This window comes from Pyrococcus woesei (assembly GCF_050496105.1).
Taxonomy (GTDB): Archaea; Methanobacteriota_B; Thermococci; order Thermococcales; family Thermococcaceae; genus Pyrococcus; species Pyrococcus furiosus.
Map to the genome: position 1 here is coordinate 43,330 of NZ_CP179867.1, position 13,758 is coordinate 57,087.

Annotated in this window: 14 protein-coding genes, 1 tRNA gene and 1 pseudogene; 7 read left to right on the forward strand and 9 right to left on the reverse strand. The window is 39.6% G+C overall.

All coding sequences use genetic code 11. The features are described from left to right. Positions 1-49: 49 nt before the first annotated feature. Both ACMFNG_RS00260 and ACMFNG_RS00265 read left to right on the forward strand, forming a co-directional pair. Positions 50-1,387 (forward strand): NfeD family protein, encoded by a 1,338-nt coding sequence (locus tag ACMFNG_RS00260; RefSeq protein ID WP_014835437.1) that lies wholly within the window; start codon positions 50-52, stop codon positions 1,385-1,387. Next, complete coding sequence (locus ACMFNG_RS00265) at positions 1,387-2,196, forward strand: slipin family protein (RefSeq protein ID WP_011012681.1); 810 nt, start codon at positions 1,387-1,389, stop codon at positions 2,194-2,196. The genes ACMFNG_RS00260 and ACMFNG_RS00265 overlap by 1 nt, the downstream gene beginning before the upstream one ends. 4 nt (positions 2,197-2,200) lie before the next feature. Here ACMFNG_RS00265 and malP read toward each other — a convergent pair whose 3' ends face one another. From malP to ACMFNG_RS00285, 4 genes are read right to left on the reverse strand one after another with little or no spacing between them, the layout of a single operon-like run. Next, positions 2,201-4,720: a maltodextrin phosphorylase gene (gene malP / locus ACMFNG_RS00270; RefSeq protein WP_011012682.1), complete on the reverse strand. Its 2,520-nt coding sequence runs from the start codon at positions 4,718-4,720 to the stop codon at positions 2,201-2,203. Positions 4,721-4,722: 2 nt separating this feature from the next. After that, entirely contained in the window at positions 4,723-5,274 is a 552-nt protein-coding gene (locus tag ACMFNG_RS00275; protein ID WP_014835438.1) for a [protein ADP-ribosylglutamate] hydrolase, read from the reverse strand. Next, positions 5,258-6,205, reverse strand: a complete 948-nt coding sequence (locus ACMFNG_RS00280) for a DUF835 domain-containing protein (protein WP_011012684.1) — start codon at positions 6,203-6,205, stop codon at positions 5,258-5,260. Before ACMFNG_RS00280 ends, ACMFNG_RS00275 begins: the two co-directional genes overlap by 17 nt. Then, positions 6,205-7,464 carry an amidohydrolase family protein gene (locus ACMFNG_RS00285; protein WP_011012685.1) on the reverse strand — a complete coding sequence of 420 codons (1,260 nt, stop codon included), beginning with the start codon at positions 7,462-7,464 and terminating at the stop codon, positions 6,205-6,207. The genes ACMFNG_RS00280 and ACMFNG_RS00285 overlap by 1 nt, the downstream gene beginning before the upstream one ends. Positions 7,465-7,545: 81 nt before the next feature. On the opposite strand from ACMFNG_RS00285, the gene ACMFNG_RS00290 reads away from it, so the two are divergent. Both ACMFNG_RS00290 and acdAI read left to right on the forward strand, forming a co-directional pair. After that, a complete protein-coding gene (locus ACMFNG_RS00290; RefSeq protein ID WP_011012686.1) occupies positions 7,546-8,448 on the forward strand; it encodes a dihydroorotate dehydrogenase in 903 nt (300 codons plus the stop codon). A gap of 94 nt (positions 8,449-8,542) precedes the next feature. Then, positions 8,543-9,931, forward strand: a complete 1,389-nt coding sequence (acdAI, locus tag ACMFNG_RS00295; protein ID WP_011012687.1) for an acetate--CoA ligase II subunit alpha — start codon at positions 8,543-8,545, stop codon at positions 9,929-9,931. Positions 9,932-9,939: 8 nt separating this feature from the next. Here acdAI and ACMFNG_RS00300 read toward each other — a convergent pair whose 3' ends face one another. Both ACMFNG_RS00300 and ACMFNG_RS00305 read right to left on the reverse strand, forming a co-directional pair. Then, positions 9,940-10,128, reverse strand: coding sequence for a 50S ribosomal protein L37e (locus ACMFNG_RS00300; RefSeq protein ID WP_014835439.1), 189 nt, complete (start codon positions 10,126-10,128; stop codon positions 9,940-9,942). 11 nt (positions 10,129-10,139) lie between these two features. Then, positions 10,140-10,370 carry an LSm family protein gene (locus ACMFNG_RS00305; RefSeq protein ID WP_011012689.1) on the reverse strand — a complete coding sequence of 77 codons (231 nt, stop codon included), beginning with the start codon at positions 10,368-10,370 and terminating at the stop codon, positions 10,140-10,142. A 253-nt stretch (positions 10,371-10,623) separates the two neighbouring features. Between ACMFNG_RS00305 and ACMFNG_RS00310 the strand changes: the two genes are divergently transcribed. Then, on the forward strand, positions 10,624-11,079 hold the full coding sequence (locus ACMFNG_RS00310; RefSeq protein ID WP_011012690.1) for an Lrp/AsnC family transcriptional regulator: 456 nt from the start codon (positions 10,624-10,626) through the stop codon (positions 11,077-11,079). A gap of 17 nt (positions 11,080-11,096) precedes the next feature. Next, positions 11,097-12,563 (forward strand): hypothetical protein, encoded by a 1,467-nt coding sequence (locus ACMFNG_RS00315; RefSeq protein WP_011012691.1) that lies wholly within the window; start codon positions 11,097-11,099, stop codon positions 12,561-12,563. On the opposite strand, the gene ACMFNG_RS00320 is transcribed toward ACMFNG_RS00315, so the two are convergent. Next, the gene (locus ACMFNG_RS00320) at positions 12,544-12,879 is read right to left on the reverse strand and encodes a nascent polypeptide-associated complex protein (protein ID WP_011012692.1); all 336 of its coding nucleotides are present in this window, start codon (positions 12,877-12,879) and stop codon (positions 12,544-12,546) included. The genes ACMFNG_RS00315 and ACMFNG_RS00320 overlap by 20 nt on opposite strands. A 21-nt stretch (positions 12,880-12,900) precedes the next feature. Further along, positions 12,901-12,988: transfer RNA gene (locus ACMFNG_RS00325), tRNA-Leu, on the reverse strand. Positions 12,989-13,126: 138 nt separating this feature from the next. Here ACMFNG_RS00325 and ACMFNG_RS00330 point away from each other — a divergent pair. Beyond that, positions 13,127-13,204 (forward strand): annotated as a pseudogene (locus ACMFNG_RS00330) (IS6 family transposase); the annotation flags it as partial. 207 nt (positions 13,205-13,411) lie between these two features. Here ACMFNG_RS00330 and ACMFNG_RS00335 read toward each other — a convergent pair. Then, positions 13,412-13,753 (reverse strand): DUF7132 family protein, encoded by a 342-nt coding sequence (locus ACMFNG_RS00335; protein ID WP_011012693.1) that lies wholly within the window; start codon positions 13,751-13,753, stop codon positions 13,412-13,414. Positions 13,754-13,758: the final 5 nt, after the last annotated feature.

A 13,758-nucleotide genomic window follows, 5' to 3' on the forward strand; every position in this document is an offset into this window, starting at 1 on the left:
TCAAAACTTAAATACCTGTATTACTACTTTTAGTTGATTAGGGATGACCATGAAAAAGGCAATAATGATACTTACGATCTTCACTTTGCTACTCTTTGCCCAGGGTGTGAAAGGAAGAGACAGCAATGTTGTTTATGTAGCTCAAATTACAGGCCAGATAACATCATACACCTTTGACCAATTTGACCGCTACATCTCAATAGCTGAAAGAAACAATGCTAGGGCAATAATCATTGAGCTAGACACGCCAGGAGGAAGAGGAGACGCAATGATGGAAATAATTCAGAGAATACAACAGGCAAAGGTTCCTGTAATAATTTATGTCTATCCTCCAGGAGCATCAGCTGCTTCTGCGGGAACTTACATAGCCTTAGGCGCCCATTTAATAGCCATGGCTCCTGGGACAAGCATAGGAGCCTGTAGGCCTATTCTCGGATATTCACAAAATGGATCAATAGTAGAAGCACCCCCTAAGATCGTTAATCATTATATAGCCTACATAAAAAGCCTCGCCGAGGAAAGTGGGAGAAATGCCACTATAGCTGAGAAGTTTATAACAGAAGACCTCAGCCTTACCCCAGAAGAAGCTCTAAAGTATGGAGTTATTGAAGTCATAGCAAGAGATGTCGATGATCTTCTGGAGAAAGCAAACGGAATGACAACTAAAATCCCAGTGAATGGAAGATACATAAAACTAAACTTCACTAATGTGGAAGTTCGGTATTTAGAACCCTCCTTAAAAGACAAACTAATTACCTACATAACTGATCCAAATATATCCTACATACTCTTAACTCTGGGAATCTGGGCCCTAATACTCGGGTTTCTAACTCCTGGATGGCATGTTCCAGAGACAATTGGAGCAATAATGATAATCCTTGCAATCCTAGGGTTCGGTTACTTTGGCTACAACGCAGCGGGCCTATTATTAATAATAGTGGGGATGTTGTTCTTTGTTGCAGAAGCCCTAACACCAACATTTGGCTTATTCACAGTAGCTGGTCTTATTTCCTTTATCCTAGGGGGAATTCTACTGTTTGGAGGGGGGAACGTGGAGTATCTAGTGAGTAAAGATGTCTTTTCCCAGCTCAGACTTATAATAATAATCCTGGGGGTGATAATTGCACTGTTCTTTGCCTTTGGCATGGCTGCAGTAATAAGAGCACATAGAAGAAAAGCTGCCACAGGAAAGGAGGAAATGATAGGAAGTGAAGGAACCGTTGTTGAGGAACTAAATCCGGAGGGGATGATAAAGGTTAGAGGAGAATTGTGGAAGGCAAGGAGTAAGGATGGAGAAAAAATAGAGAAAGGTGAAAAGGTAAAAGTTGTGGGAATGGAAGGCTTGACCCTTATTGTTGTTAGAAAGAAAGAGGAGGGTGGTAAGTGATGGCCACGCCAATAGGGTTTTTTACTGCAGCAATAATTTTGTTATTTATTTTGATTTTCCTTTCAAGTGCAATAAAGATAGTAAAGGAATATGAGAGGGCGGTGATATTCAGGCTAGGTAGAGTTGTAGGAGCAAGAGGACCAGGATTGTTCTTCATAATCCCAATATTCGAAAAGGCCGTAATAGTGGATCTTAGAACTCAAGTACTTGACGTCCCCGTCCAGGAGACAATAACCAAGGACAACGTTCCAGTTAGAGTAAATGCTGTAGTTTACTTCAGGGTCGTTGATCCTGTTAAAGCTGTCACCCAAGTAAAGAACTACATTATGGCAACCTCTCAGATTTCTCAGACGACATTGAGAAGTGTAATAGGTCAGGCCCACCTGGATGAACTCCTCAGTGAAAGAGATAAGCTCAACATGCAACTTCAAAGAATAATCGATGAGGCAACGGATCCATGGGGAATAAAAGTAACAGCTGTAGAGATTAAGGACGTGGAGCTACCAGCAGGAATGCAGAGAGCCATGGCAAAGCAGGCTGAAGCTGAGAGAGAAAGAAGAGCAAGGATTCTATTGGCAGAAGCTGAAAGGCAGGCAGCTGAGAAGCTTAGAGAAGCTGCAAGAATTATAAGCGAGCACCCAATGGCACTGCAACTTAGAACTCTCCAAACGATAAGCGACGTGGCAAGTGACAAGAGCAATGTTATTGTTCTCACCCTACCAATGGAAATGCTAAAGTTATTCAAGACACTTAGTGAAGCTGCAGAAGCATACAGAGAAAAAGTTGAAAAAGAGAAAGAAAAAGAGTGAACCTCTACTCTTTCTTTTCAATATCTTTCCATTTTATGTAACCACCCAGGAGGAATTTTGTAGGTAGCATTGGGTGGTGGGCATAGATTCTAAGCTTGTACATCCAGCAGGGCTCTTGAAGCCTCTCAAGAGCTCTACCCTCATACTTGTATATGTATTTTCCATTTCCAAGTGCTTTTACTGGCCTTAGCTCGACTGTGTTGGCATTTATCAAGCCTTGTTCCCCATCGACGAGACCATAGTAGATTTCTAATCTTACGTCCTCTGGAGTTAGATCTCCAAGATTTACTATCGCCTCTATAACGTGTTTGTTGACCTTCACATCTTCAATGTTAACATTCTCCCACTCTCTTGCAATTTTTTCTTTCCACTTAGCTATTTCTTTTGCCCATCTGTAGTCATCTCTACTCAAGAATATTCCTAGTTCTATGGCTTTTGAGTAGAACTTCGTTATATACTCTTTTAGCATTCTGTGAGTGCTAAAGTTAGGAGCAATGCTCTTTATGCTCTCTTTCATCATCCTTATCCAAGCTTCCCTGTTCTCATAATACATTGGAATTACGACGTTTTCCAAGAGGTCATAAAGACTCATTGCATCCCAGTAGTCATCTTCCTCGCTTTCTGGTTCTGTAGTAGTGTCACCGACTACCCAACCGTTTCTACCATTATATCCTTCAACCCACCAACCATCGTAGACGCTCAAATTTATTACACCGTTAAGTCCTGCCTTCATTCCGCTTGTTCCGCTAGCCTCCAATGGCCTCCTGGGAGTATTCAACCAAACATCCACTCCCGAAACAAACAGCCTTGCTGAACCCATGTCATAGTTCTCTATGAGGATTATCTTACCCTTGAATTCTGGCATTTGAGAGACTTCATACACTCTTCTCAGGAATTCCTTACCAGCCTCGTCCCTGGGATGAGCTTTGCCACCAAAAACAATGTATACAGGCCTTTCTGGGTTATTTACTATTCTCTTAAGTCTCTCTAAGTCTGTAAATAGGAGCACTGCTCTCTTATAAGTTGCAAATCTTCTGGCAAATCCAATTATGAGTGCGTTCTCATCTATATCTGGGAGAGGCTCCTCTATTCCCAGTCTCTCGTTTCTTCTCATAATCTTCCGTCTTACTAGGTCAATGAACTCTCTCTTTGCCTTTAGGTGAGCCTCCCACAACTCTTCGTCTGGAATTCTCTCGATTGCATACCATATACCCTCAAGGTTTATATGCTCTCTCCAAATCTTTCCAAGATAAATATCGTAGAGCTTTGCTATGCTCTCATGCACCCAAGTAGCTGTGTGGACTCCGTTGGTAATACCCTCAATTGGGATTTCATCTATTGGCACTCCTTTCCATAAATCAGCCCACATTTCTCTAGTTATCTTTGCATGTAATTTGCTCACACCGTTAACAAAGTTTGAAGTCTTAATAGATAATACTGTCATGTTAAAGTTCGAATCTCCTGGGAATCTTCTTCCAAGGTCGAGGAATTTTTCTGCTGGCAGTCCTTCAAAGAACTTAGCAAGCTTTTCTCTAACAAAGTCCGCTGGAAAGACATCGTGCCCTGCTGGTACTGGGGTGTGCGTTGTAAAGACACTCGTTCCCCTCACTACTTCTAAAGCCTCTTCAAAGCTCAAACCTTCATCCATTAACCATCTTATTCTCTCGAAGTTTGCAAAAGCTGGATGGCCTTCATTTAAGTGAATAACTCCAGGTTCTATTCCTAAAGCTTTTAATAGTCTCATTCCTCCAATACCCAGTAGAATTTCCTGCTTTATCCTCTTATCGGGCTCTGCATTATAGAGATAATCACAGATTTTTCTATCTTCCTCGTTATTTTCAGGAACATCAGTATCTAAGAGGTACAAATCTACTCTCCCCACTTTTACCAGAAAAACTCTCGCTTTAACGATTCTATTCTCCATCGGAACATCTATCAGGAGGGGAGACCCATCTTCATTTAGAACTTGTCTTATGGGCATCTCAGAGATATTATACTCGGGGAAGATCTCTATTTGTCTTCCATTCTTGTCTATTTCTTGCTTGAAGTACCCATGTTTGTAGAGTAATCCTATTCCAATCAAAGGAAGGCCAAGATCACTGGCTGTCTTTAAGTGATCTCCGGCAAGTATTCCAAGCCCACCTGAATAGATGGGAAGGCTCTTACTTATACCGTACTCCATACATAGGTAAACTATTGGCTTATCCCACTTTGGATAATTAGTTGAAAACCAAGTGGTTTCTGGATTGAGGTAAGAGTTGAACCTCTCAATTACGAGTTCATATAAGTCTAAGAAGGTATCATCCCTTGATAATTCTTTCAATCTAGACTCTGGAACATCAAGAAGTAATTTCACTGGATTCTTATACTCTCTCCAGTGATCTTCATCAATTCTCTGCCATAGCTTCATTGCCTTATCATCCCAGCTCCACCAATAGTTGTAGGCCAATTCTGCGAGTTTCTTTAAGTTTTCAGGAAGCTTTTTCTCAATTTTTTTCTTAATTGAATTCTCCACTTTAACCATTTTCAAACACCTCCTTGCCCTACTATTTTTAGAGCTTTTTCGTAATCCTCTTGAGAGTACAAGACTAGAAACACTTCTCTTAGGGATTTAGCGGAAGGCAGGAATTCCTTAACTACTTCTACAAAAGTCTCAACAACCTTCTCCAAAGGACAACCATAGATTCCAGCACTTATTGCTGGAAATGCTATGCTTTTAACCCCAAGTTCATCAGCCTTTTTCAAAGCTCCCAGTATAGCCAACTTTAATTTGCTCTTTTTATCTTCGTCCCAGGAACCTCCACAATAGGGACCAACGGTGTGAATCACGTATTTAACTCCATTCTTTTCTAATTGAAGGGGTGGGGTGACTACAACTTCACCATGATCAATCCAATCTTTCCCCAGTTGCTCTCGCATAGCTTCCTTGCTTATTCTGATGTACTCCCTAACGTCTCCAGCAGCAGCTTTTGCAATTGCATAAGCTACTCCCCCTCCATGCTCTAGATACTTGTTAGCAGCATTGACAATTGCCTCAGCTCTAAATTTTGTAATATCCCCTTTAACAACCTTGATCATGGTAATCACCCATTATTTTTTCCAACATGGCAAGCTCTTTTTTTGAAAGCCAGCTTAAATCTCCAACGCAAATTACTTTCGAGTTGTTCAGAATACTAACATCTCGAAGATATGCCAGCATCTTTGCAACAGGTTCAAATCCATTTTCCAAAATTAAATAGTCAAGACAGTCTATTATAACGATTTTTCCATTCTCTAGTTTCTTACTCGCGATATCAACTAATTTTTCTAGTTTATTGGGATCTATTGTATTTTTTCCTTCAACCTTTGTAATCCAGAACCAATCCTCTTTATTTTGAGGCTCTCTCGAGAATACAACAGCATTATCTAGTTCAATTTCTGGAAATTCCTTGCATATTCTCAATCCAGACTTATTAGTCTGCAGTTCTTCACCCACTGGAGAGAGAAAAGTCAAAATTTCTTTTTTACTAGTTGATAACATGAGATACCCAAACGCCACTAGAATGGCGAATATCAAGTATATGGAAATTTTAGTTGGCAATAAGAGCACTAGAGAAAGTATTCCCACCAACATCCCGCTGGCTTTTACGGGTTTTTCATGAGCTATTATCATTACTATGGCTGCCATTAGGAGAAAGGCAATGCTAACTACGAGAGATATAGAACTTTTGTAGAATAATATTGAGGCTGCAAATGGAGCTATAGCAACCCACTTTATTCCCCTTCCATTTCTTGGGAGTAATGTTCCATTTAAAATCTCTAAGGTTCCAAGCCAAATGGCTCCAGAAAACATTGCAAGGGTAAGTGGCTTAGTGTAATCTCCCACAAATACCCATAAGGCCATAGCTAAGAATGCTATTGAAAAGTATAGCATCTCTAACTTATTCCGTGTATAGTAGAAGTAGAAAAACATGGCATAGAGAAATAGGAAAGAGAGCCCTATAATGAAGTTTGGCTGGAAGATCCACATTATTCGATCACCTTCAAAAACTTATCTAATATTTTTTCTTCATTTACCGTTAAAAACTCTCCATCTAATATCACTATCTCTCCATTTACAAAGAGTGTATCAACGTCCCCTCCTCTTGCCGAATAGATCAGCAGAGATGTTGGAGAATTGAGAGGTAATAAGTGCGGCCTTCTTAGGTTTATCAGCGCTAAATCTGCAATATACCCCTCTTTTATCACTCCACTCTTGAGTCCTAATGCCTTTGCTGGATTCACTGTCGCCATTTTCAAAATTTCTTCTGACTTTACTATTGCTGGATTTAAATGGGCAACTTTTTGAAGAAGGCTGGCCAATCTCATTTCTCTCAGCATATCAAGAGTATTGTTACTTGCAGCTCCATCCGTTCCGAGGGCCACATTCACTCCAAGGTCGAGAGCTTTTCTCAATGGAAAGACACCACTTCCAAGTTTCATATTGCTTGCTGGGCAGTGAACTACAGTGGCATTTGCAGAAGAAAGCATCCTCAACTCTTCCTCACTTAACCAAACTCCATGTGCAGCTATTAATTTTTCATTGAGCAGACCAACTTCATCCAACAATTGGGTAGGGGTCATTCCATATTTCTTCCTTATTTCCTCCACTTCTTTCTTGGTTTCAGAAAGATGAATTGTCACTGGAACGTTCCATTGATTGGCTTTTTTAGAAACCCACTTTAAACACTCTAGAGAGCAAGTATAGGGAGCATGAGGAGCTAAGACAAAGTTTACAAGCGGAGAATTTATTTTTGTTACATACTCATAAAATTTCTCAGTCTCCTTAATCTCAACTTCAAGCTTCTCTCTGTTTTCCAAATCAACCATTCCGTATCCCAAGAACCCCCTCAGACCAACTTCTATTGTCGCTTTTGCTACCTCCTCTATGTGAAAGTACATGTCAACAAACGTGGTTACTCCAGAACGAGCCATTTCAACTAATCCAAGAAGAGTTCCCCAGTATATATCCTTCCTCTTAAGCTCTCTTTCCCTGGGCCATATATAATTTTGAAGCCATTCTTGGAGTGGGACATCCTCTGCCAAACCTCTGAGTAAAACCATTGACACATGAGTATGAGCATTAATTAACCCAGGAATTACTAGATGAGAAGAAGCGTCGATAACCATATCAGCCGGAGCTCTAATGTTTTTCCCCACTTCCTTTATCACACCATCTTCAATAAGTACATCAGATCTCACAATTGTAAACTCATCACCATAAATGATCATTCCATTTTTAATTATCACTGACAATGATACATCACCTACTTAAGAATTAAGCGGACAAATATAAAAACCTTGCCCAGTTTTTTCATGAGGGGATAATTAATGAGCATAAAAATAGAGCTTTTTGGAATTACTTTCGAAAATCCGCTCATATTAGCCTCGGGAGTTGTTGACATGACACCAGAGTTGCTAAGAAGAGCCCACAAAGAAGGAGCAGGAGGAGTAGTGACTAAATCAATCGGAATAGAACCCAGAAAAGGATATGATAACCCAACTGTAGTAGAAGTCCCATGTGGATTAATAAATGCTATGGGACTACCAAACCCTGGATGGAAAGCATTTCTTGAGGAATTTGAGAAAGAGTCATTCGATTTTCCAGTTATAGTCTCAATCTTTGGAGGGAATCCCGAAGAGTTTGCATTCCTTGCGGAGAAACTTGAACGTGTAGGAGATGCCTTTGAATTGAACTTAAGTTGTCCCCATGCAAAAGGATATGGATTGGAGATAGGACAAGATCCAGAAAACGTATATAGGGTTGTTAAAGCTGTTAAAGATGTTACAGATAAACCCGTAATAGCAAAACTAACTCCAAACACGAGTGATATAACCAAGCTGGGCCTAGCTGCAGAAAAAGCTGAAGCAGATGGAGTTTCTGCCATAAACACACTAAAGGCTATTGCAATTGATATCTATGCTAAAAGACCGATACTCAGCAACAAATTTGGGGGATACTCTGGCCCAGGGATCAAACCAATAGCACTTAGAGCTGTTTATGATCTGGCTTCAAAACTAGATATTCCGATTATTGGAATCGGAGGCATAACTACTTGGCAAGATGCAGTAGAATTCCTATTAGCCGGAGCTTCTGCAGTTCAAATTGGAACTGCTGTTTATTTAAAAGGATTTTCTGTATTTAGGGAGATTGCAGAAGGGATTAGAAAATACTTGGAGGAAGAAGGATTTTCCAGTGTAAAGGAAATAATAGGGCTTGCCCAAAAAGTTTAACATCTGCCGATCAAAAGTTCGTTAAAAGCAGAAGGATAAAGTTATAATATTAAGAGAGAACGGATAGATGGAAGCAATTTCAGAGGTGATTTAAATGAGTTTGGAGGCTCTTTTTAATCCAAAAAGCGTCGCAGTTATAGGAGCTTCTGCAAAGCCTGGGAAAATAGGATATGCAATTATGAAAAATCTCATAGAATATGGGTATGAAGGCAAAATATACCCAGTAAACATCAAAGGCGGGGAAATAGAGATTAACGGAAGGAAATTCAAAGTCTACAAGAGCGTTCTTGAGATTCCTGATGAAGTAGATATGGCAGTCATTGTAGTTCCAGCTAAGTTTGTCCCTCAGGTTCTAGAGGAATGTGGTCAAAAAGGCGTCAAGGTCGTCCCAATTATAAGCTCTGGATTTGGAGAGCTAGGAGAAGAAGGAAAGAAAGTCGAGCAACAACTTGTCGAAACTGCCAGAAAATATGGAATGAGGATCCTTGGTCCTAACATCTTCGGAGTTGTATACACTCCAGCAAAGCTTAATGCAACATTCGGTCCAACTGACGTTCTCCCAGGGCCATTAGCACTAATTAGCCAAAGCGGTGCCCTTGGAATTGCACTAATGGGATGGACAATACTGGAGAAAATAGGACTTTCAGCCGTTGTTAGCGTTGGGAATAAAGCCGACATTGACGATGCAGACCTTCTAGAGTTCTTCAAGGATGATGAGAATACGAGAGCTATTCTAATTTACATGGAAGGTGTGAAAGATGGAAGGAGGTTCATGGAGGTAGCAAAAGAGGTTAGCAAGAAGAAGCCAATAATTGTCATTAAAGCCGGAAGAAGCGAGAGAGGAGCAAAAGCAGCCGCTTCACACACGGGATCTCTTGCAGGTAGTGACAAAGTTTATAGCGCAGCATTTAAGCAGAGTGGAGTCTTAAGAGCATATACCATTGGTGAAGCTTTTGACTGGGCAAGAGCTTTAAGCAATCTACCTGAGCCACAAGGAGATAACGTTGTGATAATCACCAACGGAGGAGGAATTGGAGTAATGGCAACTGACGCCGCAGAAGAAGAAGGCTTACACCTCTATGACAACCTTGAAGAGCTCAAGATATTCGCAAACCACATGCCACCATTTGGAAGCTATAAGAATCCCGTTGACTTAACTGGAATGGCAGATGGAAAGAGTTATGAAGGTGCTATAAGGGATGCTCTTGCTCATCCAGAAATGCACTCAATAGCAGTTCTCTATTGTCAGACTGCCGTCCTTGATCCAAGAGAACTGGCTGAGATAGTGATAAGAGAGTACAACGAAAGTGGAAGAAAGAAGCCTCTTGTAGTTGCAATTGTGGGTGGTATAGAGGCAAAAGAAGCCATAGACATGCTAAACGAGAACGGAATTCCTGCATATCCAGAACCAGAAAGGGCAATAAAGGCATTATCAGCACTGTACAAGTGGAGCAAGTGGAAAGCAAAACACAAAGAAAAGTAAAGAAGAAATCAATGGGCGTTCTTTTTCTTCTTCCACTTCTTACTCCATCTATATTTCCTTAGCCTTCTGCTTCTACCGAATCCACAAGCTGCACAATAGCCTTTCTTTACATTATATGAAACTCTACCGCATCTCCTGCATCTAATGTGAGTGGGAGTGCTATTTCTTTTTCCAAAGGTCGCTGTTCCACTACCCATCAACACTCACCTCAACCTTCTTCTGTTGGAGAAATCGCCAAGACATTGTCACCTCTGATCACGATTTTGCCGTACTTCTTTACAACTTCTCCATCTTGGAGCAATTCAGCATTGGCTAAAACTACGTTGAGGTGAATGTCATATCCAATGAGCTTACCCCTAAATTCGAATCCCTTCTTTAGTATCACGAGCACATCTTTATCCAAGGACTTGTGTATGACATCGAGAGGCCTTTCCGCCATTTTTATTCCCCCCTTTGTTTCACAAACATAATTGGAAGTTCCTTTATAACTCTTTCCTTATGGAACTCAACCTTCTTCCCAGGAAATAAGGGCCGAAAGTTTCGTGAATTAATTGTTTATTCTTCACGCCAAGCTACTCTCCAAGGATATTTAAAATTTTCTTGCTTATGTATATATTACAAACGACAATATCCCCACCAAGCCATCAAATTTATATCTTATGATGATGAAAATTTTTTAGAGGTGTTAATAGATGAGAGGAATTCTTGATGATATTGACAAGAAGATAATAGAGATTCTTCAAAAAGATGGAAAAGTCCCCCTAAGAGAGATATCAAAAATTACCGGCTTAGCAGAATCAACAATTCATGAGAGAATCAAGAGATTGAGAGAAAGTGGAGTAATAAAGAAGTTTACGGCAGTTGTAAATCCAGAAGCCTTGGGATACAATATATTAGCCTTTATATTGATAAAGGTGAAGGCTGGAAAGTACTCTGAGGTAGCATCAAAGCTAGTCAAATATCCAGAAATTGTTGAGGTTTATGAAACCACTGGTGACTATGATATGGTTGTGAAAATTAGAACAAAGAATAGTGAGGAGCTCAACAACTTTCTTGATATGGTGGGGAGCATAGAAGGGGTTGAAGGAACACACACGATGATAGTTTTAAAGGTTCACAAGGAAACGACTGAATTACCTGTCAAATAGCCTCCTGGGGGAAAAATATGGCAAAGGAGTTCTCTATAATCAACATAAGACAAGTTAGAAATGATGTTAAAAATTGGAAGATCAAAGATGCTGCTGAAGCTATTGCATTAGCAAAGAATAAGGTTAGTATTTTAGAATATTTGTTAAATGACAAGGACAGCGAGGTAAAGTCAAATACCCTTTATCTAATTGAAAAATTAATCAAAGAAAAAGTCCTTTCTCCAATTGAAGTTGAAAATCTTCTGGACAAGATAATAGAACTAACTAAGCACCCTTACGAGAAAGTCTCATTAGACGCAATAAAATTGTTAAAATTTATATTAGAGAACGTTGATATTTCGGAAAATTCATATACAAAGATATCTGAAGCCCTCACAAATGTTATCAAAGAAGGAAGAGGAGTTCTCAGCGAATATGCTGCTGAAAGTTTAGGTGTTTTAGGGATAAAGGTAAAGATCCTTGTGAGAAAATTAGTTTCAGCACTTTTATCCATATTAAAAGGAAGCACAAAAAGAGAAGTCCAAAGTGCAGCTATAACTGCGTTGACAGAAATAGCGATTAAGTCCAACGACAAAGAGATATCGGAGAATATAATAAATGAACTCTCTGAGTTAGTGAAGTCGGAAGATGAATACTTACGAGAAAGAGTGCTAGCAGCGATAGAGAGAATTATCAGTAGACATCCACAAATTTCCGAAGAAGCAATCAAAAACTTATCAAATGCCTTAATGACACTTAGCAAAGAAAAAGGATCAGAAAAGATCGATAGGATCATTAATACACTTAAAGAAAAGAAAGAAGAATTGTTGGAGGAATTCTCAAAATATAAAGTAGAGGAGTTGTTTGATTTAGAGAAACATGAAATTGTAGCGGAACTAGCCAAAAGAGATGAGAATGTTCTCGATGCTGTGATAGATTTATTATCGTCAGAAGACTATATAAAGCGAACGGATGCTTTATGGGTACTATCTAAAATTGTTGATAACCTAGGGCCCAGCAAGGCGTATTCAATATTGCCAAGCTTGGGCAGTTTTGTAAAATCTAAGAATCCTTGGGTTAGAGATACTGCAACAAAGATACTGGCAACGATTTATTTCCTATATCCCGGGACTAAAAACTACATATTATCTCTTCTGGATTCTCTAGTAAAGTCTCCAAAGAAAGAGGACTTAGAGGCTGGTCTTAAGATTGTAGAAGAAATGTCAAAGAACCCCGAAGCTATTGACTTATTCAAGGCTGTTCTTATCCTGACATTAAAAAGGCTTCAAGAAAATGAGGTAAGGCTACCAATCCTTAAATTCTATGCTCGCATGTCTGACAAATTTTTGGTTCTGGATGAAGATGTCCTAGAGGTTATGTTTAATGCGTTGAATTCAATTTATGAAAGAGCTACTGACGAAGAAAGATTAATAATTACTCAACTTCTTGATTTAATAGCAACTCTAAAAACTAAAAAACAAGAAGCTAAGGAGAGCCTTCAGTAAGCTTTAGTATCGCTTCCGCTAAATCTCCATTAGCTTCTTCCAAAGCCTTTTTTGCTGTTTCATAGTCAACACCAGTCTGCTCCATTACAAGTTTAATATCTTCTTCAGATATTACTAGTTTTACTTTCTCCTCTTCTTCTCCTCCAGCAATTTGATATATCTTTTCTCCCATGGCTTTTATCACGGTCACAGTTGGATTTTTTATTATAATCTCTCTGTCTTCGAGCCTTATGATAACTTCAACAACGTTATCAAGCTGTCTCATGTCAAGTTGCTTCATCAATTTTTTGAGCTGTTTTGGGTTCATTGGCATCATTTCCTATCACCTAAGAAGAGATGGTGCGGGGGGCGGGATTCGAACCCGCGCAGCCCTACGGCACCGGATCTTAAGTCCGGCCCCTTTGGCCAGGCTCGGGCACCCCCGCTCACATCCACATGAATAATTGAAGTTTAAAAATGTTATTCTTCTCATAAAGGCCACGTCTATCTACAAAGTGTATAGAACAAGTAGTGAGGTAACAGGTTTAAGTTAGTGACAATACTTCAGAAAAAGAAGGGAGAACATGAGAATTAAAACCATTATTTACTGTATGGTTTCGGCCTTGAAAACCTTTCGCCGGAACAAAATCCCCCCAGAAAAGTGCTTCTGAAACAATTTTAGAGCTAGAGACTAGTGGAGGAGTCACAACTTAGTTTTCTGTTTACCTTCTGGTATAATTTGTCAGGGATTTATTCTAGGTTTGATAGACCTCCTGGTAATGTTACTGAATGGATCCAGGAGGAGATCACCATAACAGTATCGCTATGTGTAAATTAAATTAAAATAGAGAGTTAGAGCCCTTAAGCATCTACTCTTCTTCTATTTCCTCGATTTCCTCTAATATGTGCTCAAATTTCTTAAAGTCTTCTGTTTTAGCGAGTAATGTTATGAACTCATCAATTTCGTCTTTCTCTAGGAAAGCTCCAGCGAGCATCCTACCTGTATACTTGTTGTCCTTGATCTCCCAGAACAGATAAAATTCTGGGAATACTTGCTTAATTTTTCTATATGCAACTCCATATTTTGAGTCCTTTAATGGATTTTGCTCAAGATAAAAGTGGTTTGGACTGAGCTCTATCATGTGAAGTATTGCTCCTCTTTTTGTTCTTACAAGCTTAACTTTTACATTCCATTCTTTCAATACCCTCATCCAGA